Origin of the sequence: Cobetia amphilecti (genome assembly GCF_032923285.1) — a bacterium.
Taxonomy (GTDB): domain Bacteria; phylum Pseudomonadota; class Gammaproteobacteria; order Pseudomonadales; family Halomonadaceae; genus Cobetia; species Cobetia amphilecti.
Genome location: NZ_CP136695.1, coordinates 1,608,375 through 1,629,534, shown reverse-complemented (window position 1 = coordinate 1,629,534; position 21,160 = coordinate 1,608,375). Strand labels below are relative to the sequence as shown.

The window sequence follows — 21,160 nt, the reverse complement described above, 5'->3', positions numbered from 1 at the left end:
AACCTGTTCGACTACACAATATCTCGACTGGCATGACGCCAAAGCACCCCCTACGTTAGTTTAGAATATCAATATAAAAGCAGCATTAGATTATGCCGTATGCTACTAAAAACATATGTGAATGAACTTATTTGAATCATTCTAATAACCATTTACTAGATCAGAATATAGTAGCTATGTGAGGCATTATGGATAATCATTACATAGACCCCAAGGCAAAAGACACTCTCAAAGTAATCACGTCTATTGCTAGAAAGTCACTTGGCATGGATGCATGTGTCCTTGAGCTTTTTAACACGCGCAAGAAAGCTAATGAAATTTCAAGCGCATACCCTATTAAGACAAAAGCAGATCAACTTCGGACAAGCTACATCTACGACAAATCTTTCAAAGCTTTCCATTATCAAGGCAAGCTCGGCAATGCACATAAAAATGTCGATCAAGGAAGCACGAATAATAGCGCCTTAGACTTCAGATCACACATAGGAATACCAATCTCAAGCGCAAATGGCCACATTCACGGCATATTATATTGCTTCAATAAAAGCCCTCTGCTAGTAAGAGAAAACTTAGATTATAAAACACTAAAGTCACTGGCAGACATGGCAGGGCTATTGCTTGAACAAGAAGAAAGTTTATGGGAAGAAATTGATACAAATCGAGTTCGAATAAAAAAAGCTATCGAAGATGATACGATAAATATCGTTTTCCAACCTATATACGACGTAAAGTTTGATAAGATTATTGGCTATGAATGCTTATCAAGATTTAATAATACAGAAGAACTGTCTACTCACGACTGGTTTGAGCAGGCAAGAGAGTGCAATTTAGATATTGAGTTGGAGATTGCTTCTTTCTTGAAAGCAATTGATTACCTTCCCTCAATTCCACTGGATCAGTATTTATCTATAAACCTTTCTCCCAACTCAATTTGTAACACAAAAACCTTAAGCACAATCAAGAATTTCGATTTATCCAGAGTCATTATAGAAATAACTGAGCATGAAAAAATAAAAGATTATGCCGAATTCAATCGATCCCTTCTAACTCTGCGCAGAAAAGGAGCTAGGATTGCTATAGATGACACTGGCGCTGGATATGCTTCACTCAAGCATATCCTTGAAATTGACACTGACAAAATAAAGCTCGACATCTCTTTGATTAGAGATATCCATAAAGATCAAAAACGACGCGCCCTAGCAAGTGCTTTAGTCACATTTGCGCATGAGATAGGAGCGGAAGTATTTGCTGAAGGAGTAGAAACCGAGGAAGAAATGAGGACGCTACTAAATATGGGTGTAACGAAAATGCAAGGTTATTATATAGGAAGGCCGCAGCCCTTTGAAACTATCACAAAGAAGGCTTTCAACTAACATCCAATGTACCCTCAAACCTCGATCGTTTTTATGAGTAATCTTGGGGCCTGCGCTATTACTCTTCCGGCCTCCACGTAGACCATGTCACCTGCTTGGGCATCGCCCTGGCAGGTGCGCACCCCACCCCCTACCAGATCCACGCGAACGCGCGAGCCGCTGACGCTGATCACCTCGCCTACCTGGCGCGGCGTGGTCGGCAGCAACGCCAGCAGGCGGCGATATGGATTGGCCATGCTATCCCCCTCCTTTGTTTGAACTGATACCACACGACGCCATCACAGATGGAATCTCTGCAGCTCGATAGACTGGCGCACGCTCAGGGCACGCCCCTGCAGGCTGGCGCTGACGCTCACGCCACGCGAGACACCACGCCAGCCATCGCACTCGATCATCATGCCAGGCAGCAGCAGGCCGCCCAGAGAGGCCGCCAGGGGCATCTGCAGACTCTCGGTGCTCTGGCGTAGGGTAGCGGCCAGCTCAGCGATCCCGCGCGACTGGGCCGGTGCCTGATCGGTGATCAGGGCATCCACCACGGTGGGTGCCAGCTGATCGCCTGCGGTGCCCTGCCGGATGATCTGGGCCTGGATGCCACCGGTGTCGCCATGCAACCAAACGGCATTGCGGGCATCACCTGGCTGCTGATCGCTGCCCAGCTGGGTGATGATGTCACGCGGCACCGCCAGATCGACCTCGCTCTCAGCCCAGCGCCAGGGCGCTGCCTCGAAGCGCGGCGCGACGATGATGGTCTGATCCTGCTGGTGGGCCTGCACATAGCCGCCGGCCGCCTGGGCGATCCGCGAGATGGCGTCGATGGGCGCGAGGCTGTCATAGCTCCACGCGCCGGCGGGCACCACCCAGTCAGTCATGCGCCAATCCAGTGACCAGCCCTCTGGCAGCTCAGCACGGGCGAGCTGCGAGGCAGTGGCCTGGCTGTCCTCGGTGTAGCTGCGCGCGGTGGCGTAGGGCGCACCCAGGTACGCCGCGAGCGAGCGGCCGCTGATGGTCACGCTATGGCTCTGCCAGCTCTCAGAGCGTCGCCAGCCATCCACCAGGCACCGCCACTGCTCGCCATTGATCTCGGCCATCACCTCCACCGGCTGGCCATCGGTGCCAGTCACCAGCGCTTGAGCATCACGCCCTGCCAGGCCGGCAGAGAATGACCATGCCCAGCTATCAGCGTCGATGCTGAGCGTCATCTGGGTGGCCGGCAGCTCCAGGCCATCGGAGAGGCGCACCAGGCGCGCGGAGTTTTGCACGATATAGAGCCTTTTGACGGGAATGGTCGGGGTGGGTATCTCACACGTCAGACCGAACTGCAGCACCCACGGGGCGCTCGGCATGGCGTGGCAGAATTGCAGGGTGGTGCTGCCCTCCACCGGCTCGAGCACCGGCGGCTCAGGCGGATCTGGCGGCAAGTCGATGCCAGGCGGTGGCCGGCGGGCCTGCTCCCAGGGCACGCGCCAATCGTCGCCGGTGGTGCGCCCCTGCTGATAGGGCACATCCATCGTCACCGGCTCGAGGGTGCGGGCCTCCTCATAGCGCGAGCGCCGGCGGGCATCATTGCGCGGCGGGTGCTGATAGCCGCTCGAGCGAGCAGCGGCGATGCCCTGCCCCTGCTCCCATACCGGCCGAGATGCGCGGCGGACACGCGGCAGCTGCAGCCACCGGCTGCCACTGAGGGTGCCCAGGATGCGCTCGGCCTGCTCCCACCGCGAGCCACTGATGGCATCGGTGCGGGGCCGTGCCGACCACTGGCCACCCTGGCTGGCCGCAAGCGTCGCGCCCTGCTCGAAGGCTGACGCAGTGGCTCCATAGGGGCGAGCCGGCTGCTCCCAGCGGGTGCTGCCCTGGGCCTCGAGCGGGACCGCGTTCTCGAAACGGGCACCGGCACTATCTGATGGCCCACGAAAGACATTGATCTCGCGGGTCAGTGCGACATCGACCACCGCCGGCGCACCCAGCGTGGCCACCAGCGAAAGGCTGACACCATGCTCGACGCGGATCTCTGCCGACACCGGCGGCGTGATCACCTCCAGACTGAGCGACTGGATCAGCTCGAGCTGCGCACGCACGGTGGCCACTGGCATCACCAGGCTGGCCGCGATCTCGATGGCACCGCCCTGGGCGAGTCGAGCATCGACTGATGGCGGCATCAGCTGAGCATCGAGCACCAGCTCGCGCGGCAGCTCCACCGCCTCAGTGGCACCACCAAAGCCAAGCACGACATTGCCACCCGCCGGCGGCGTATAGTCACCGGCGAACAGCAGCAGCAAACCAGGATCGCCCCCCAGGCGCAGCTCGAGCGCTCGCGCATTCCAGGGTGCAAGCCCCTGGACAAACTGCAGCCTGATCTCTCTCACGGTGCCCCCTAGCCCTCAGCGAATACCATGCGGCTGATCCGCGTCAGTATCCCTCGATAAATCGTCGTTGAGCTGATGGTCACGTCAGCGCCTGATCCCTCGATGCCAACATCCAGATCCATCACCCAGGCACCCTCGCCATCGACCAGGCGCGCCCAGGTGGCCTCGCCATCAGCATCGGCCATCACTTCCTCGAAGGCTGCCCCCGTCAGGACGCCACCAGAGAGATCGGCGGCGAATGGCTGGGGTACCTCCAGCGTGGCCAGCGCCACCTGATCGGTGACGGCAGCACCAGGTGATGGGCGGGTGCCGGAGTACACGACGAATGACGCCGGCGAATCGCCGGCATCAATCGCACCGGCGATGGCCGCCAGGCGTGCATTTTTCACGCTTGTCGAGAAGCTGATCACGGGCTGTCCTCCACCTCAGAATGCACATTGTCTGACACGACAGCGTTTTGCTGCAGGGTGTGATCGAAGGCCATCACGTAGAACGCGCGGCGCGGGTCGAGGTCCGTAAAGCGGTATTTGCCATCGGCATCGCTCCACGTCTCGCGCACAATGCGGCCAGTGGCGCGCTCATGCACCCGCACCCGCCGGCTGACGGGCTGGGCCTGGATGTCCAGCACGGTGCCGGCAATGACGCCCATGCGCGCGGGATCTGAGACGCCGCCAGTCGGCGTGCCATTGGCACCACTGCCGTCGATCTGATCTATAACACCAATGCCAGTCACAAGATCAACAGTTGACGCCACCAAGCTGCGCCCGTCAGCTTTTATTGCCGATGGGTTTGGAATTCTTGGGGAAGCGTAAGGATAATACCCGAGATCGGACACCCCGAGATTTAGTGAAAACAGCCCTACAGGAACAACTTCCTCACCGCCATCTACGACATAAACTGTTTTAATATAGGCTGCATCTTCATAGGTAGAAACGGAGGCATCCTTTATAAAACTCAGTCTAATTATTCCATCATCAGGAATGTTGACTGGCACTTTCACCCACCCGCTATCCCCCGTTACTACTCGGTCAGATCCATTATGACTTATAATCAATTTATCAGCGTTTTTCTCCATGCTGGCCCTGACCTCAAGAATAGCCAGCACCATATCATCTATGCCAAAGCTAGCTATGTCCAATAGCGCAATAGATTATTCGTTATCTCCTATATCCTTGCTTTTGAATGCTACGTTGTTTGGGTCGTAACTCCAGTCGCCCTCAAGATTATCAGAGGTAACAGCGTTGGCAACTTCTGTGCCGTATGCGAATTCAAGCCGTCGAATAAAGGCCGCGTCTTCACCCCTATCTCCGCTGGTATCCTTGAAGTATTCAAGCGTAATAACTTCGCCTGATGCCAGCACCTCATTAATATCAAACCAATCCACTTCGCCAGAATAAATCTCCGAAGCACCTTTGACGGTCACCCTTAGCTTATCGTAATTTGGCTCAGAGCTAACGCGGGCTTGCAGAGTCACCTTCACGGCACTAGAGCCAGCAGCCTCTCCCTTGAAAGGGTCGATGATGAGCGTGGTATTTTGGGAATGCGTTATAACATTGCTACGCAACCCCCCAGAAGCGCTATCATATACCCATTCCCCTTGTAGCGAGGGGTGGTCTTCCGTGAATACAACTGTTTCTACGCTCATTACGCGACCCTCCACGTATCAAGACGCCACGCGAGGAGAATCTCTGACTGACTTGTGAGCTTAGAGGATGCTGACAGCCAGAATAAAACGGGCACCCCCTCAAGGCTGGGCAGGTTATCTATGACCGCCTTTGCGTAAGCGGATGATGTCTGTAGAGGCTGCAGCAAGCCAGGCATAAAGCCTCTCAGGCCGCTGTCCTCCACCACCATCAGACGCCCAGTAGAAACATAAAACCCATTGGTTTGCGGACTGGGGTAATCAAATAGCTGGCCAAACCCAGTAGACAATCCCGCCAATTTCCATTGGGCAGCCCCAGGCAATTGATAATGCGAGCGCGCGATCCCCTGATGGTCTGACTCACCCTCAAAATCAGCTATCTCAGGGTAGTATTGTTCTGATGTACGATCCCACTCCGCCAGGCTACCGCTTTTAATTCCGGTGAGTACGCAGTGATAGGCATCGGCAGGACGAACGCTATCAATATCCCCCATAAGAACGGTCCCGCTTTTATCCTCTGCTCCATAGCGAGGGGTCCAGAACATCAGAAAGGGGTCAGCTATCAGCATCCACATCGGCCCTACTGATTCTCGGTGGCTAGCTGGCCAGAACTCTTCTAATGCCTGTTCATATGTATCAAGATCAGTAAAGCCATCACAGACCCGAACGCGCGCCACCATCTCACCCCCTGACGGATAATCCCCCTCATTGCCGTTGTTCTCGATAACAAAGGTCATGGCAGTGGCAGCAGGATCGGTGCGCGTCAATGCAATGCGATGATTCTCGGCATCCTCTGCCACCACCTGCCAGCCGCCCACCGGAGCCGCCTTGATCTCGATAGTGCTGCCGGTGGCTGGTGACACGCTGGGCGCGGCATCGGGCACATAGCGCACCCAATCGCTGCCGGTGCTGGTCACGCGGTGCTGGCCGTTATAGCCCTCCTGGTCTGCCCCGCTGATCTCGATCACCTGCCAGGCTTTGAAGCCGTGCCCAGTGGTCAGCGTGATCAACACCTCGCCGCTCTCGGCCTCATAGGTGGCGCTTGCCACCGGCGTCACATTGAAGCCCGTGATTAAGCACGCCTTGAGCAGCGCGATGAAATCACCGGCTGAGGTATCCCCCAGCACCGGCGCGCCACCCATGTCATTGCTGAACCACTTCACCGGATAATCGGCCATCTTGTATGTCTCCAGAAACAAAGCCGCCCAGCGAGTAGCTGGGCGGTTGAGGGATAGGGATATAGGGTTGCGCCTGCCGTCTACGATCAGGCGTTGGCGTTGCCACGGATCTGCAGTCGGAAAGAATCTTGCTGGCCGCTGGCCGGCCCCTGCAGGATCACGCGCGCCAGCCACATCGGGAAGGATGCGCCGATGGTCGAGAAGCGGATCACGTTACCATTCACCCAGCCAGCCCCGAATCCTCCTGCTTTGAGGGACCAGTAGGGCACGCCGTGATTGGGGTTGGTGGGGGCAGTGTCTTCATTGATACTGCCCACGCCGATCTCGCCCACAGTGCGGCCGATGATGCGGAAGTTGCTGGCGCTGGTGAAGATCAGCGCCCAGTCCTCGGTGATGGCCCCGCGGTTGGTGATGATGGGCGGATAGGTGGTGGTGTTGTACTCGGCTAGGGTGCCGTCTGCGCCGTCGTTGTCATCCTTGCTCCAGTCCCGGTCCCAGCTGGCAAGGTCGAAGAAATTGGTGACGCGCGCCTTCAGATCACCGGCCACCATCGCGGCGCTGACCAGAGTGTCATCTGACGGGTAGTCGTGGCTCAGATTGCCCTTGAGCGTCAGCACGCCTGAGAGGTCCACATCTCCTACCAGCAGCATGTCCTCGACACGGTGCAGGGCGTACCAAGGTTCGGGATGGGTGGCCGTGTCAGGCGCGGCGAGCTGCACGGTGCCGGCATCGAGATCTGCACTGTACTGGGTAGCCGGCACCTCCTCGCCGGCGGCGTCCTCCACCACCAGGCTCGCCAGCCGCGAGCGGCCCACATCCAGCGCGGTGCCATCCGCTAGCCCCAAGGGGAATGGCGCTCGGCCAGTGTGGTGCACCACCACCACGCCGCCGGCACGATAGATGGGCACGCGGCCATCGCTGGGCAGGCGCACGGGGTCGATACCGATCAACTCAGCCTCGAGCGGCAGAGTAGTCAACACCACTGCATTGAAGCGGGCCGTGCTGGGGATGATCTGTGTCGGTCGCCAGATCATGCCGTCATCATCCACCGCAGCGGCGTCATACCAGCTTTCTGACTTCTCGGCGGCTGTCAGGCTGGCATCGGCCACCTGCTTGCCGAACATAACGCGCACCACCCCCGTCTCGAAGCTCACGCTGCCTGCCATCTCGTCACCCTCGATCTCGCCAGAGAGTGCCGCCTGGCCGGTGATCGAGCGACCGTCGAGCGTGGTGGCCTGAATCAGTAGACCACCCACCTGCAGCGGCGAGCCGGGCGTGCGGAAGAAGGCTTCATCCAGCGTCCAGGTGCCGAAGGTAGACACGAGTGTCTGCACGGTGATGGTGGCGCTGGTACCTGTTGGCCAGTCAGTGATGCGAGCATCGCCGCTGCCATAGTCGATGGTGCCCGCGAGAACGCCGGCCCCGTTGCTGGTCACGCTGCGATAGAGACTGCCCTGGCGGTCGATGAATGTATCACCTCGGAAGATGAAACTGAGGGTGCCTGGCACGACGCTATCTTGCAGCAGGGGCATCAGCTCGACATCGAGCGGGGCGAGATCCTGGGTGATGGTGTGGGTAGTCGGGGCGGCGCTGTCCAGCTGACTGGTCAGCCAGACGCTCGAGCCATTCTCGAAAACGTCGCGCTTCTCTTTGCTGCCCCACTCGCGGTGCGTGGCATCGCCATCATCCCACTCGCTGACCTCGCGGATCTTCTCGACCTCGAAGGTCACCGCGCCGGTGGCATAGTCGATGCTGCCCTCCCATCCACCATTGAAGCCGCCACGGCCATCATCGGTGATGGTGTAGGTGACATCTGCCTCGCCGCCATTCTGCTCGACAGTCTCCCAGGTGCCGGTGCGCGGGCTGCTGCGCGACTCGCTCTCGCTGCTCGACCAGGTGCGCACCACCGACCAGGTGATGGCGACGCTACCAGGACGCACCGGCGCATCGCTGATGCTGAGGCTGACCAGGCCGGCCCCGTTGGCAGACGGCAGGAATTGCTCGGTTTTCGGTGCCCCGTAGTCATATTCGATCTCGACCTGGGTGCTGGCATCTGGGAAGGCGTCGCCATTGAACTCGACATACGCCTCGCCAGGCTGGGGCGCGCCACTGCCGTCGGCATAGCCATAGACCACGCGGCCGGTGGCTGCACCGCTGAGGCTGCCCAGGCCATCATCGGTGGCCGTCTTCTCGCTGCCGCCAGAGATCCAGCGCACGGTAACGCTGCCAGGCATCACGCCGGCATGGTCCAGCACGAACGTCATCCAGGGTTTGTCGATAGTGGCCTGGCCGGCGCGGTCCTCATAGTGGGCCGGCGTGCCCCAGCTGAACAGCACCGAACTGCCGACATCCGGCAGGCCGCCCAGCGTCACGCTGACAGATCCGGTGGCGTAGTCCACGCGCCCCGCCCCGCTGCCGCTCAGATCGCCATTGGCGTCATCGTCGCGCAGCTCATACCACTTGCCCAGCGAGCGATAAGCGATCACCACGCTGCCAGGTGCCGGCAATGGGTCCAGGCGGCTGACATAGGTGAAGCCACGGTTATTCAGCTCGATAGCGATCTGGGTGGTGCTGGCGATCTGCGCCACCTCGAAGGTCGAGCCACCGCTGCTGACGCTGATGGTGGCCGTGCCGCCCACCTGCACATCGGTCACCGCCTGCTCGGTGGTGGTGGCCGGCACAAGCGGCGCATAGGTGCTGGCCACGGTGACGCTATTGGCCCCGAAGGTGGCCGGCTGGGTCAGGGTGCTGACGCCATAGTAACGGGCGGCATCAGTGCTCTGCCCCTCACGCACCACGGTGTCAGGGTTGAGGGTGCCAGGCTTGGGCTGCACGCCATAGACGCGCTGGCGCAGCGCAGTGGATAGCCCCAGCGTCAGCACGCGGCGCTCGAACGTCTGCACGTTGCTGCCGTTCTCATACTCAAACGTTCTGATCTCGTGGTCGATCTCAGAGATACGCACATATTGGACCTCGCCGGCGGCATCGCCCTGCTCGGTCATCAGCGCCAGCACATCGCCCAGATCGGGCAGCGTGGCCTCTGGCATCTGAAACGTGATGATGCTGCGCTGGCCGGCCAGCTGATCGCCCAGCAGCGTCATGCGCGAGGTCGCGCCGGCGGTCACATAGCTCTCGACATAATCGCGGGATTCGGCACGCTCATCAGATGGCGAGCCGGTATCGAACATCACCACGCTGACATTAGGATCAGCCGGCACCTGGTCAATGATCGCGTGCGCGCCGAAATATTGGGCGGTGTTGTCGGTCAGTACGCCGGCCCCGACTTTGCGCAGCGAGGTGCGCCCCGCCGCGCGATCAAGATCAGAGATGTCGTCAAAGATGTCATTGCTCGCGCCATCGGTCACGGGGCGGCCAGTCAGCCGGCCACCGCCATCGGCGTTATCGGTCATGCGCTCAGACTGCAGGATGCGGATGTCGCCGCTATGGATTGTTTCGTCGGCCATTGGGCTGGCTCCATATTAAAAAGCCCAGCCATAGAATATGGCTGGGCTAAAATTCACCACAATAAAATACCATTAATCAATTTGATAAAGTAAAATCTTAGCTCCTGAGATATATGTACTAATTATAGAGAAAATTCCTCCTACTGGCTTCTCAACCGCAGGGAATTCAATAGTAAAATACAACATATTGGCTAAGATCAATCCCAAAGATACCAAACATCCTACACCTATGAGAACATATTTTTGCTTACTTACCCGCTTTTTTAAAAAATTATAATCTTGTTCAAAGATTGTGGCAACAGCCGCATGTTCTGACATTATTTTTTCAACTTGCCTATCGACTTCACCTTGTATTACCTTCAATGAACACCACTGATTATGAAGAAGCACCACTATCAAGCAAAAAAACACATAACAGCCAAACAATATGCCGAAATTAATAAATGATTGGTACTCATTTTCAGAGATAGGCTTCATCTGTGTGGCTACAACAATAGTTGCCACAGGTATACTCAACACCTGATTCTGAATACTAGCAAATACATCGTGAATCTTTTTCGAAAAATCTAACTTCAGCTCTAAAACCTCACCCTTAATCTTCGAGTAAGAGAAGTTTGAACAAAACAGCTTATAGCTATCTTTTGAGCTTTGCTCAATTAATGGCGCATTCTGTATTAAATACCGCAACCTATTTTCTTTTCCTACGCCCCTTAACAACTCGACAATGGCAGTTTGTAAAATTTCTACTTTTTGCTGGCCATGTACATCATCTTTTATAAAATCTCTATAAAACTCTACTCCCCTAACATCTCCATGGTCATAAATACTGTCTAGTAGAAGCGGGATCTTTATACCCCCTCCTTGATGGAATACTACTACCTTGCTGTCACGATCATAGTAGTCCCCAAGGTCTCTGAGAAGGCCAACAAATTCGATTAGTTGTCGATATTTCGCTACTGAATCAGGAGCAACACTATCACCAGACCAATACTGCTCAGAAGCCAAATAGTAGTTATTTGGTTCCTTCTCGATGGCAGTTTTTAAAAGGTCATCAGCCGAATCAAGCAATAAGCCCAATTTTTTCATTGGTTGACTAAGACTTATAACAACCTTGTCTCCCAAAGACAAACACTCGGGATCTCCCCTACGAATTGAAACTCCTGATTTTGATATATTACTATCATCCAAAGCTATTAACAATGCATCTAAGAGCTCTTGAGACGAGATAGTAATATCTATCCGCTGCAGGCTTAGCTCGTCAAGTGAGCTAAAGCCAACATGCTTATAGATAGTAACAAGATGGCTAAACACAAGTGGTATCATGGTCCTACTCAGTTTTCTCATCTTTTAATTTTTTCAAGAGCTCACTAGGAACGTCTCTAATTCTTATACTATCATCATCCATTAGATCTACTTGACCCGAGATTATAGCAGCTCTATCAAAGACAAGGTTCCAGTGCTTAGTCTTTCCTTGGAATTTAACTAAACTATTTAACCCTTTCGTTACTGGAACGAATCCATCAGAAACTTTATCTGCCGACGCAGCAATTACACTTAAAAACTCATCAGGGTTCTTAGGCCAAACAGCATTCGCAAGCTCTTGAAATCGTAGCTCTTGTTTAGCTTTGGCTTTCTCTCTACAAAAATCTTCTACTAAAACGATGAAGCTGTTGCGTCCATTATCGTCTAATTTATTCCCATCAACTAATACATTCTTTGCGAAGTTTTCAACTATCTCACAAAAAGCCTGTGTTTCTTTAAGGTTAGATGTAGTCCCTGAGCAAGCCAAGAACTCTTTGAAATAACTAGACACATCCCCAGCGCCATTGAGGAAGCTAATATATCTATCTTCACCAGACTGCCACGAGGAAACATGAACCTGTCCAGCAAAACGTAGTCCTTTTAAATTTAAATACTCAACCTCTTTAAGGTCGTTAGAAACGTCTTCTTTTTCCTCGAGAGCAATCGCATATTCATCATTAATAACAGCTACTAACAGATATTCATCATCACCAGATGAAAAATCAGCTATGAATACATGTCCGCCAGTAGCACCCGACGACTGCCCAGCACGATGAACTAATATACCCACCAAGTCTTTACTAAAAGACACGAAATCTTTACTCTCTTTTTCAGCAGAGTAAAAATCACGTATTAACACCTGTGAGGGTGAATTAACAAGATCGTCGTTAAATTCCCCATAGGATTTGATAGCCTTAGACGAATACACACCAAATAATTGATCCACAAGCTTTTGAGCTAGCGTACTGTAGGGTATGGCTGCGTCTTTCAACTTAGCTTTAGCACCACCGATCTTGTATTGTTCTTTATACAACTGGTGAGTAATTATATTATTAAGTTTAGTGAGAGGCTTATATCCATCATCTTCTTCAACGCCTTCAACGCCTTCAACGCCTTCAACGCCTTCAACGCCTTCAACGCCTTCAACGCCTTCAACGCCTTCAACGCTATTACTCTCGTCAACTACAAAGTTATCACTATGTGCTGTAGATAAAGTATCCATTAATCATCCATGACTTCAATAAGTTATAGTGAGGATTATAAGTGGCAGCTAAACATGAGAATAATATCGTATTTTTTATCTATCGTCTTCAGCTAAGCGAAATTTATCTCGCAATCATACGTAGAACTATTGTATAGGGGTGGTCTGCGCCCTGGCCGCCAGCAGCGAGGCGATAGACCTCGGTGGCCGTAACCGCCTCACCAATGGCGTGGTCGAACACGCATTCGAAGGTACGCCCATCACCCCAGGTGAGCGTCATGGGCGTACCGTCAGGCCGCGGCGTGGCCGCCAACTCAGTGAGGGCCAACGCGGTGGCGCGGGTTACCCAAGCCCCGTTGCCGCTGGCGAGGGTGATGGGCCGCCCTGCCGCCTGCGCGGATTCCTCGATGATGAGTGCCCCGGTCAGCGTGGGCGTCTGCACCTGGCCGACGCTGTGGGACACCAGCTCATCGGTCCACTGTATGTCATCGGGCAGCACAATGCCCTCAAGGGTGATCGCCATGGTGTGTTCTCGTGACTTTCTCGCGATGGAAATGAAGCGCCCGCCATCAGCGGCGGGCCGTCGTGCGTGAGGCTTGGGTCAATCGATCAAGGAAGGCATCGGCCTCGCGCTCGTCCACCCCGTTGAGGGTTACGGTCTCGTTACCGATGTTGAGGTCTACCGCCACGCGGCGCTGGGCCTGCACCGACTGGGTGAGCTGGCTAGTACGGTTCTGGGCGTCACGGTTGTTCTCGCGCTGGATGACTTCGGCCTCCTGCACGTTGCGCTGACGCTCAGCCTCATCAGCCAAAGCCTGCTGCTTCTCCTGCTCGGACTGGGCGCGGATATCCTCAAGGCGCAGGTCGTGGGCGCGTTCCGCCAGACGCAGCGACTCCTGCGCCGCGCTGATAGTCTGAGCATCGCCCAATGCCCGGGCGGCGTTAAGTGCCTCCTGAAGCTCGGTCTGTTGCTGCTGATAGCGCAGTGCCTCCACCTGGGCGCTATCGCCCTGGAGGCTGGCGAGCTCCGAGCGCAGACTGGCCAAGGTGTCACTCACGCTGTCTGACAGCGACTCAACCTGACTGCGCACCGACTGAATGGAGCTTTCGAGGCCGGAGAGGTCCGACTCATCGAGCAGGTCGAAGCGGCGTGAGAGATCATCCATGTCCTGCGAGAGTGCGCTGGCTGGCGCCCGCCCTGCCTCGATCTGGTCGATCAGCGATTCCACGGCGATCTTCTGCTCGAGGAAGGTGATCTCGGTCTGACGTGACGTGGTGGCGAGGTCCGTCATCCAGGCCGTGAAGCCGGTGGAGTCGAGACGGGTGGCGAGGTTGTCGCGAAGATCACCGATTTCATGATCCAACTCGGCAATGCGGTCCTGCATGCCCTCGATGCCTTCGGCCTGGGTGTCGATGCCCCAGTCAGTCGCGAAGGCCTGATAGGCGGCGTCACTGAGTGACCGCATCTGCTCTTCCGTCTCGTGCAGGGCATTGCTCATCAGCTGGGCAATGGTCTGGGCACTGCGCGTGACAGAGGCCTCCACCGTCTTGGCCGTGTCGGCAGAGGCCTGCTGCGCTTTGTCTCCCGTGTCCCGGGCTGCCTTGGCCGTGGCTTCCTGCGCCTCGATCCACTGCGCCTTGAGCGTGCGAGCCCCGGTCACGCCATCCTTGACCAGCCCATCGAGAACCGCGCCGAAGGCCTTGATGCCTTCCTTCGAGCTGATCTGCTCCTTGGCGCCGACATAGGCACGGCTCAGCTCCTTGGCGGACAGCTCGCCGGTAGAGGCGATCTTGGTGAAGGCATCAATGGCTGAGCGTTCCGCCTCGGTCACACCGGTGCGAATCTCTTCCAGGGTGGTGCCCATGTCCTTGGCCAGGCGGGCACCAGCAGACTTCCACTTGGTCGCGAGGGCATCCGCGCCGGTCACGCCGTCATTCACCAGCCCATCGACCTGATCCTTGAGGGCGGCGATCCCCTTGTCAGATTTGATCTTGTCCTGCGCCTTCTCGAAGGCCGTCGCCAGCTGCGCCGCACTCAATTCACCACTGGCCGCCAGCGTGGCGAAGGCATCGAGGGCTTCCTGCTCGCTGTCTGCAATACCACTGGACAGCTCGCCCAGCGAGGTACCGAGAGAAGTGGCGGCGTTTTCCAGTGCCTTCTGGCGTTTGGCGGCCGCATCCGCTGCCTGCTTGGCGGCCTTCTCTTCCTCCTCGGCCTGCTTCTTGGCGGCAATGGCCGCAGCCTCAGAGGCAGCGGCCTGCTTGGCAGCAGACTTGGCGGCTTTCTGCGCGGCCGTATCGCTGTTGTCGAAGGCGTTGGCCGCGTCCTTCCCTGCCTCGGCAGCCTGTTTGAAGTAACGCGCGGCATCCTTGTTGAGGTCATAGAGCGTCTGTTCTGCCGCCTTGGCCTTGGCCTGCGCCCTGGCGACTTCTTCATCGGTAGCAGCGCCAACCTTGTTCAGCAACTCGAGCGACTTGGCGTTGAGCTGCAGCACACCGGTGCTGACGCTTGCGATGCCGGCCGTCAATCCGGCGGCCGCTGACTGCACCAACCGGAATACGGCCAGCAGAGAATTGCCCATAAACTGGCCGGTATCGACGACCGACTGCATGGCACCGCCAATCTGATCGCGATGCTCTATGAAGCTCCGAGCCCACTCACCGCCGGTGCGAATCACACCCCCGATGGCCGTGGCGAGGTCGTCCAGCAGCCCGGGGTTTTCCGCCAGAGCCTTCTCGAAGTCAGCGGACACCTGATTGACCGCCGGTGACAGCTCGCCCATCAGGCGATTGCTCAACCCTTGTAGCCGGCCTTGCAGGCGGGTGATGGCGTCATCGGTCGCTTGCAGATTAGCGATCTGCTCGGGGGACATGATCAGCCCCACCTCGCTGGCCTCTTCCATCAGGGCTCGGAGTTCAGCGGCATTATTGGCAAGCAGTGGCTGCAGGCGTGTGGCATCGTCTGCCAGCGATTCCAGCAGGTTGACCTGAGCTGCCTGGGGCAGATCCTTCATGGCATCGGCCAGGCGCAACATCATCTCGTCTGGCGCCAGCTCGATCAGCTCCTCGGCCTTGATGCCCAGAGCATCGAGGGCGTCCTGCGCCTCACCGCCGCCGTTCTGGTAGGCGTCACCGATCTTGTCGGCCGTGTCCTTGAAGATATTGGCAGTCTTGTCGGCATCGATACCGGCACGCTGAAAGGCGTACTGATAGCCCTGCAGCGCCTGAGTGGAGATACCCAGCGAGCGCGACGTGATATCCAGCTGCTGGGCCATCTCAGCCTGCTGAGCGGTGTAGCGCGTGGCCCAGCCGACGGCCAGCCCTGCCCCTGCCACCGTGGCGGCGGCAGCACCGGCAGCCCACTGTTTGAGTGAGGCACCCGCTTTCTTGAAGCGGCTTTCGCTGCGCTCGGCTGCCTCACCGGATTCGCGGGCGGCCGCGGCGGTCTCACGTAAGCCGGATGCCAGCGAGGTCACGTCGTCTTCCAGCTCGCGGGATTGGCGGGCCAGGCGCTGTTCTTCATCGGCCAGGTTGTCGATGTCCACACCCGCGGCGTGGGCATCCTGCTGCAGGCGCGTGAGCTTCTGGGCCTGAGCCTCATGACCGGCGGTCGCCTTGTCGGCTGCCGCGCGGGCCTTGTTGAGGGCCTTTTCCTGCTGCTTCAGTTCACGCTCGACCGGCTTGAGCTCGGCCGTCAGCTGGGCCGCACTGGCGCTGGCGCTCTGCCACTCCTCCTTGGCCTCATCCGTCGCTTCACGCTGCTGCTGCAGCTCATCACGCAGACTGCTGAGGCTTTGTGCCTGGGCATCGTAGGCATCCTTCGCCTGCTCCACGGCACCACTGGCCCGCGACAATGCCTGGCGCTGCTCGTCGGTGGCGTTGGCGCTCCGGCCGATCTCGGACTTGAGGTCACGCACACGCTGTGCGGCATCACGCCATGCCTGACGGGCGGCAGTGGTGGCGGTCTGGGCGCCCTTGTAGCTGGTCTGCAGCTGGGTCAGCGTCTGGGCCTGGGCGACATGCGCCGCCTTGGCGTCGTCCGCCTCTTGCGCGGCCCGCTGTGTCGCCAGCCGCAGCGAGTCCGCACCATTGGCGGAATTCTCATACGCGGCCTGCAAGCCGTCAGCCTTGTCCACGGCCTCGCGCATGGCAGTCCCGGCGTCATCCACGACCGCCGCGACCTTGTTGATCTGGGTGACCAGCTTCTGTTGCTGGCCGATGGCCGACATTTCTTCAGAGAGGCGCTCGACCTCGGCTGAGGCCTCGCTGCTATCCTGCCCGAGATTGTCCAGCTCGCTCATCAGCTTGCCGATGTCTTGCAGCCCATCGACCGCGGCCTGAATGCGCAGCTGAATGTCACTCTGATTGGCCATCGTGTCGTGCTCCGGACATGAAAAAGCCCGCCAGATGGCGGACTAGGTGGTGCAACTCACAGCAGGCAGGCTCAGACCTTGCCCGCCTTCTTCAGTCGATCCAGCTGGCGCACCTCGAGGGTGAGGGAGTCACCGGCGGCATACTCCTTGCCGCCGTGGCGGTGTGCCTTCCTGAGCTTGACGCTCACCGAGTCGGTGGGCTTTGCCTCAGTGCCGGGCTTGGCCTCAGTGCCAGTCTTGCCCGTAGCAGTCTTGTCGGTCATGGCTCGCTCCCGTTAGCTGTACATGGTGGCGGTGTAGGCGGCGCCCTTGCCGGGCGGCACCACCAGCGAGCCGGACAGCTGCCCGGTGATGAACTCGGTGCCCATCAGCTCGGTGGCCTGATCCGCTGACAGCACGGCACGGAAGATCTCGACCCGGGTACGCTTGCCAGTGGCGAGATTGATGCCATCCACCAGGATGTAACGCGGCTTGGAGATCTCGGTGTCACCCATCACGCGATAGCCGGTGACGGCCTCGGTGTCGTAATCCACGGTGACATCGCCTGCCGCGGAAGCGGTGCGCGCCTTGATCAGGCCGGCACTCAGGTTGATGTCGCAGTCAGCAGTGACATCGGTAGCGTCCTTGGTGACCACGACACTTCCCGCGGCCAGCGAGGAATGCGGCAGCGCCGCCCAGGCCCCTTCCGTCAGGGTCAGCGCCTCGCCGGTCACGCTGTCAGCTTCGGCATCCGCCAGCTCTGCCGTGCCGCCAAGCGTCTCCGCCAGCATGGCGGCCGGCATGGAATCGAACTGGATGGTGACACTGGCCGAATCGCTGGGCAGGTTGACGGCATCCAGCGCCTGGCCGTAGTTGTCCTTCTGGAAGGAAGGGCGGGAAATGCGGTTCACGCTGGTCGGCGTGATGCTCAGGGACGGCACGTTCATCGGGCCATTCAGGGCGCCGAACTTGCCGTCGGCATCCACCTCGGCCATGAAGATGTCGCCAGACATGATCAGGCCTGTGTCTTTGAAGTCAGCCATGAGTTACCTCGTGCGGGTGTAGGTGATGGTCACGGGCAGATAGATGGGAAGAATGCGGCTGCCCAGCTCCGCATCATCCAGTTCGGCTTCACCAGTCGTGATGGCGACCGCCAGCCCATCCAGCAGTACCTGGCTCTCCGGATAGATGGCGTTGTAAAGATCATTGAGCAGCGCATCCTGACCGGCACGCCCATGGGTCTTGAGGTCGAGATAGGCCTCGATCTGAAGGCTGATCGATTCCTTGCGCGTCCCCCGCCCGGCGCGGGCGTCCACGTTGCTGGCCAGACGACGGACATGCAGCAGTGGCAGCGGGGTCTCCGAGCGCAGGTTGATCTGGATGGCCTCGGTCTCAATATGCGCGATGTCGGTGGCATGGCCATTGGCCGTCGAGATGGCCGCCAGTTGTGCCACGAAGGCATCGATCACGCGGGTGATGGGCGTCATGTGGCTCTCTCCTTGGCAAGGCGAGCGAGGAAGCGTTGCTGGAGGTCGAAGGCGATCTGGTTGCGCAGCTCGCCATTCACCTGATGATTCCAATGGTTCTTGAGGGTCCAGCCGTTGGCGCGGGTGAGGCGGCGCTGACTGCCCTTGCGGTAGCGCACCAGCGGTGTCTTGCTGCCGCCCTTGGGATTGACGAAGCCGTAGACCCGCATGCGCTGGCCGCCCTTGCGAATCCAGATACTGGCGCGGGTGCCAGTGCCATCCTCCACCTCGGTGCGGTACTGCCAGGACTTGAATGGCACCGGTGAGCGGCTGAGCGTGAGGCTGGCGCTTGGCTGGTCCTTGCTGGCCTTCTCGACCGTGATGCGCGAGCGCACCGCCGTCGGCCTGACCTTGCCATCGGCGCTGATGTCATCGATGAGCTGCTTGCGGGTCGCGGATGCCTGCGCATTGATGGCCGAGGTCATCGCGCGGCGGGTGGCCGCGGGTAGCGCCCTGAACTCCGCCAGGCTATCGGTCAACCCCTCGATGGCCACGCCCTTGGGCAGCCGTGAGTTCTTGCCACGCTTGCGAGGCATGCGGCCTCCTGTCAGCGAGGAATGGTGAACAGCTGCACGGTGATGCCGTCATCGCTGCCTTCCACGATGCCTTCGATCTCGAGCGCCAGACCGGCGATGTGAATCCTGTCGCCGGGCTCTGGCCACGGCCAGCGCAGCTCCGGTTGCAGTACCTCGACCACGTTGCGGGCCTCATTGGCCTGGCCGATGAAGACGTTCTGCCGGTGCAGCCATGCCTGAATGGGATAGGCCTCCCCCCTCATCGGCTCATACTCGGCCACCACGCCTTGCAGGCGACGCGCGGCAATCTCCACCATGCTGCGTGCCGGATCGAGGGATTCGATGATGAACAGCACTCCGTCGCGGCGGCGGATGATCTGGCCTGCTGCCAACTCATCGCGGGGCCGCATACGCACCAGCGTGGAAGATGGGGCACGGATACCCGCCTGCTCTTCTCGCCCGGCACTCTTGGGCTCCACGAATTCGGCCCAGACCTCACGCAAGGTGGGCCAGCTGGGCGGATGCCCGGTGCGGCTACCCAGCAGGGTGACGCGATGACGAAGCTGTCCGGCGCGCATAGTCACCTCATGCGAAGTGGTAATGGGTGTAGTGATCGACCAGGGCGCCCACGGCCATGGGTACCTCTGAGGTGATGGTGCCGATGACCACGGCTTCACGGGTCTCGTACCAGTGGCCGATCAGCAGCAGCATCGCGGTGGTGATGTCGTCATCGATGACCAGCGCGTGCTCATCCCCTTCTGCCGGGATGGCGTCGTGGGTTTCATACAGCGTGCGCCCCGTGCGTCCTTCAATGACGCGACGGGCCGCATTGGAATAGGTCTCGAGGAGCTGATCGTCCTCGGAGAAGTCCGGCTCCAGCCGGACGTGCAACTTGATGATGTCCAGCTCGAGCATCGGCATGCCTCATGGGGTTGGCCCCAACAGGCAAGGGCCGCGCGATGGCGGCCCTTGTGTCAGGTGGTGGGTGAGGATCAGGCCGCCTTGCCGGTCAGCGCCTTGATGGCGGCAGTGTCCTGCAGCACGCAATCGAAGCGATGGAAGGCGAGGAAGGCGAGGAAGGCCGTCTGGTCGAACTCGGCATAGCGTTCGACCAGGCGCTTGAGCGTCATGTAGTTGATGCGGCGAATCACGAACTGCTGGAAGTCACCGGCGAACATGAATTTCTTGCTCGCGGCCATGTCCTCGAAGCCCTGATCAATGAAGTAGGACTGACCGAGTACCGTGGATGGCGCCAGGCCCGCGACGGCCGGCAGCCACAGCGGGCGACCCTGGCCATCTTCCATCTCGGTGATCTTCTGCAGGGTGTTGTCGTTGAAGCCCAGACGGAAGTTCGCCGCGCGACGGTACGCCGGATCAATGCTGTGGATCAGCTTGGTGATGTCCTTCCAGTTCAGGCTGGCCGCGGCGGCTGCCGCCACGGTGCCAGTGACCGAGGTGGCGAGGCCCTTGGGCTGCTGGGGCGTGCCGGCACCGGTACCGCTCACCAGGTACTTGGCTTCGGCGCGACCGATACGGGAGCCGATGCGCGAGGCCAGGAAGCCCTCGATGTCAAAGGCCGAGTCCTGCAGCAGCTCGTTGGAGACACGGATGACCTTGGAGCTCAGCTTCTTGGCGCCGAGGTTCTGGATGCCGAACTCGACATCCTTTTCACTGGCGGCGGTGTTCTCGCCCAGCAGCTCGCCCTCTTCCCCGGTACCGTCAGACACCGGCCATTCGATGGTGGCGCCATCGGAGGTATTCAGGATCTGGGCGACCGAGGCCAGCCCGCCATAGTCCTGCATGGACTCATGGATGCGGTTGAGCATGGTGGTCGGGACGGTGTAGCCGCCCTTGTCATTCTCGCCCGCTGCCTGAGCTCGCATCTCACGCATGATCGCGCGCTGCTCTTTGCTCATGTTGCCCATGCCTTCACGCACGAAGGCATCGAAGGCCGCGGCACGCTGCTCATCCACGCTCGGGCCCTGGGACTGCCCAGCTTCCGGCGTCTGAGACTGGCCGCGCAGCTCCTCTTCGTTGTCACGCACGAAACGCTGGTCCGCATCGCGCAGGGCTTCTTCGCGATCGATCTTGTCCTGCAGGCCATCCAGCTCGCTCTTCATGGACTGCCACTGGCTGCGCTGCTCATCCTTCCATTCGGTGTCACCGGCATCTTCATGCATCTTGCGCATGTCCTTGGCGACGGCCGCGTACTTCTGCTTCAGTTCAGAGAGTTTCATGTAGCCT

The 21,160-nt window shown here is 58.5% G+C and carries 19 protein-coding genes; 1 reads left to right on the top strand and 18 read right to left on the bottom strand.

The features are described 5' to 3' along the window. Positions 1-188: 188 nt before the first annotated feature. Positions 189-1,373, top strand: coding sequence for an EAL domain-containing protein (locus tag R1T44_RS07020; RefSeq protein ID WP_317292817.1), 1,185 nt, complete (start codon positions 189-191; stop codon positions 1,371-1,373). A 14-nt stretch (positions 1,374-1,387) separates the two neighbouring features. On the opposite strand, the gene R1T44_RS07015 is transcribed toward R1T44_RS07020, so the two are convergent. The 18 genes from R1T44_RS07015 to R1T44_RS06930 form a co-directional block, all read right to left on the bottom strand. Next, positions 1,388-1,609: a hypothetical protein gene (locus R1T44_RS07015; RefSeq protein ID WP_317292816.1), complete on the bottom strand. Its 222-nt coding sequence runs from the start codon at positions 1,607-1,609 to the stop codon at positions 1,388-1,390. A 42-nt stretch (positions 1,610-1,651) separates the two neighbouring features. Beyond that, entirely contained in the window at positions 1,652-3,736 is a 2,085-nt protein-coding gene (locus R1T44_RS07010; RefSeq protein ID WP_317292815.1) for a hypothetical protein, read from the bottom strand. An 8-nt stretch (positions 3,737-3,744) separates the two neighbouring features. Next, complete coding sequence (locus tag R1T44_RS07005) at positions 3,745-4,146, bottom strand: hypothetical protein (protein ID WP_317292814.1); 402 nt, start codon at positions 4,144-4,146, stop codon at positions 3,745-3,747. Continuing rightward, positions 4,143-4,841, bottom strand: coding sequence for a carboxypeptidase-like regulatory domain-containing protein (locus tag R1T44_RS07000; protein WP_317292813.1), 699 nt, complete (start codon positions 4,839-4,841; stop codon positions 4,143-4,145). Before R1T44_RS07000 ends, R1T44_RS07005 begins: the two co-directional genes overlap by 4 nt. Before the next feature lie 45 nt (positions 4,842-4,886). After that, positions 4,887-5,381 carry a hypothetical protein gene (locus R1T44_RS06995; RefSeq protein WP_317292812.1) on the bottom strand — a complete coding sequence of 165 codons (495 nt, stop codon included), beginning with the start codon at positions 5,379-5,381 and terminating at the stop codon, positions 4,887-4,889. Next, positions 5,381-6,556 (bottom strand): hypothetical protein, encoded by a 1,176-nt coding sequence (locus R1T44_RS06990; protein WP_317292811.1) that lies wholly within the window; start codon positions 6,554-6,556, stop codon positions 5,381-5,383. Before R1T44_RS06990 ends, R1T44_RS06995 begins: the two co-directional genes overlap by 1 nt. A gap of 86 nt (positions 6,557-6,642) precedes the next feature. Next, positions 6,643-10,020, bottom strand: coding sequence for a hypothetical protein (locus R1T44_RS06985; protein ID WP_317292810.1), 3,378 nt, complete (start codon positions 10,018-10,020; stop codon positions 6,643-6,645). A 72-nt stretch (positions 10,021-10,092) separates the two neighbouring features. Continuing rightward, positions 10,093-11,343, bottom strand: a complete 1,251-nt coding sequence (locus R1T44_RS06980) for a hypothetical protein (protein WP_317292809.1) — start codon at positions 11,341-11,343, stop codon at positions 10,093-10,095. A gap of 4 nt (positions 11,344-11,347) precedes the next feature. Further along, positions 11,348-12,544 carry a nucleoid-associated protein gene (locus R1T44_RS06975; RefSeq protein WP_317292808.1) on the bottom strand — a complete coding sequence of 399 codons (1,197 nt, stop codon included), beginning with the start codon at positions 12,542-12,544 and terminating at the stop codon, positions 11,348-11,350. 103 nt (positions 12,545-12,647) lie between these two features. Further along, positions 12,648-13,046 (bottom strand): hypothetical protein, encoded by a 399-nt coding sequence (locus R1T44_RS06970; RefSeq protein ID WP_317292807.1) that lies wholly within the window; start codon positions 13,044-13,046, stop codon positions 12,648-12,650. Positions 13,047-13,092: 46 nt separating this feature from the next. Further along, entirely contained in the window at positions 13,093-16,896 is a 3,804-nt protein-coding gene (locus R1T44_RS06965; protein WP_317292806.1) for a coiled-coil domain-containing protein, read from the bottom strand. 71 nt (positions 16,897-16,967) lie between these two features. Continuing rightward, complete coding sequence (locus R1T44_RS06960) at positions 16,968-17,159, bottom strand: DUF7210 family protein (RefSeq protein WP_054557059.1); 192 nt, start codon at positions 17,157-17,159, stop codon at positions 16,968-16,970. Positions 17,160-17,171: 12 nt separating this feature from the next. Further along, on the bottom strand, positions 17,172-17,918 hold the full coding sequence (locus tag R1T44_RS06955) for a phage tail tube protein (RefSeq protein ID WP_317292805.1): 747 nt from the start codon (positions 17,916-17,918) through the stop codon (positions 17,172-17,174). A 3-nt stretch (positions 17,919-17,921) separates the two neighbouring features. Next, on the bottom strand, positions 17,922-18,362 hold the full coding sequence (locus tag R1T44_RS06950) for a hypothetical protein (RefSeq protein WP_166019420.1): 441 nt from the start codon (positions 18,360-18,362) through the stop codon (positions 17,922-17,924). Beyond that, positions 18,359-18,937 carry a hypothetical protein gene (locus R1T44_RS06945; RefSeq protein ID WP_317292804.1) on the bottom strand — a complete coding sequence of 193 codons (579 nt, stop codon included), beginning with the start codon at positions 18,935-18,937 and terminating at the stop codon, positions 18,359-18,361. The genes R1T44_RS06950 and R1T44_RS06945 overlap by 4 nt, the downstream gene beginning before the upstream one ends. Before the next feature lie 11 nt (positions 18,938-18,948). Then, positions 18,949-19,494 carry a head-tail adaptor protein gene (locus R1T44_RS06940; RefSeq protein ID WP_317292803.1) on the bottom strand — a complete coding sequence of 182 codons (546 nt, stop codon included), beginning with the start codon at positions 19,492-19,494 and terminating at the stop codon, positions 18,949-18,951. 7 nt (positions 19,495-19,501) lie between these two features. Then, positions 19,502-19,831 carry a head-tail connector protein gene (locus R1T44_RS06935; protein ID WP_054557054.1) on the bottom strand — a complete coding sequence of 110 codons (330 nt, stop codon included), beginning with the start codon at positions 19,829-19,831 and terminating at the stop codon, positions 19,502-19,504. A 77-nt stretch (positions 19,832-19,908) separates the two neighbouring features. Next, a complete protein-coding gene (locus R1T44_RS06930; RefSeq protein ID WP_317292802.1) occupies positions 19,909-21,153 on the bottom strand; it encodes a phage major capsid protein in 1,245 nt (414 codons plus the stop codon). Between the last annotated feature and the right edge of the window lie 7 nt (positions 21,154-21,160).

What these genes read in the sequence shown, in the direction of transcription:
- R1T44_RS06980 (WP_317292809.1), bottom strand. Translation starts at nt 11,343, where the DNA reads ATGATACCACTTGTGTTTAGCCATCTTGTTACTATCTATAAGCATGTT.
- R1T44_RS06950 (WP_166019420.1), bottom strand. Translation starts at nt 18,362, where the DNA reads ATGACGCCCATCACCCGCGTGATCGATGCCTTCGTGGCACAACTGGCG.
- R1T44_RS06940 (WP_317292803.1), bottom strand. Translation starts at nt 19,494, where the DNA reads ATGCGCGCCGGACAGCTTCGTCATCGCGTCACCCTGCTGGGTAGCCGC.
- R1T44_RS06975 (WP_317292808.1), bottom strand. Translation starts at nt 12,544, where the DNA reads ATGGATACTTTATCTACAGCACATAGTGATAACTTTGTAGTTGACGAG.
- R1T44_RS06970 (WP_317292807.1), bottom strand. Translation starts at nt 13,046, where the DNA reads ATGGCGATCACCCTTGAGGGCATTGTGCTGCCCGATGACATACAGTGG.
- R1T44_RS06985 (WP_317292810.1), bottom strand. Translation starts at nt 10,020, where the DNA reads ATGGCCGACGAAACAATCCATAGCGGCGACATCCGCATCCTGCAGTCT.
- R1T44_RS06955 (WP_317292805.1), bottom strand. Translation starts at nt 17,918, where the DNA reads ATGGCTGACTTCAAAGACACAGGCCTGATCATGTCTGGCGACATCTTC.
- R1T44_RS06930 (WP_317292802.1), bottom strand. Translation starts at nt 21,153, where the DNA reads ATGAAACTCTCTGAACTGAAGCAGAAGTACGCGGCCGTCGCCAAGGAC.
- R1T44_RS06935 (WP_054557054.1), bottom strand. Translation starts at nt 19,831, where the DNA reads ATGCTCGAGCTGGACATCATCAAGTTGCACGTCCGGCTGGAGCCGGAC.
- R1T44_RS06960 (WP_054557059.1), bottom strand. Translation starts at nt 17,159, where the DNA reads ATGACCGACAAGACTGCTACGGGCAAGACTGGCACTGAGGCCAAGCCC.
- R1T44_RS06995 (WP_317292812.1), bottom strand. Translation starts at nt 5,381, where the DNA reads ATGAGCGTAGAAACAGTTGTATTCACGGAAGACCACCCCTCGCTACAA.
- R1T44_RS07020 (WP_317292817.1), top strand. Translation starts at nt 189, where the DNA reads ATGGATAATCATTACATAGACCCCAAGGCAAAAGACACTCTCAAAGTA.
- R1T44_RS06945 (WP_317292804.1), bottom strand. Translation starts at nt 18,937, where the DNA reads ATGCCTCGCAAGCGTGGCAAGAACTCACGGCTGCCCAAGGGCGTGGCC.
- R1T44_RS07015 (WP_317292816.1), bottom strand. Translation starts at nt 1,609, where the DNA reads ATGGCCAATCCATATCGCCGCCTGCTGGCGTTGCTGCCGACCACGCCG.
- R1T44_RS06965 (WP_317292806.1), bottom strand. Translation starts at nt 16,896, where the DNA reads ATGGCCAATCAGAGTGACATTCAGCTGCGCATTCAGGCCGCGGTCGAT.
- R1T44_RS06990 (WP_317292811.1), bottom strand. Translation starts at nt 6,556, where the DNA reads ATGGCCGATTATCCGGTGAAGTGGTTCAGCAATGACATGGGTGGCGCG.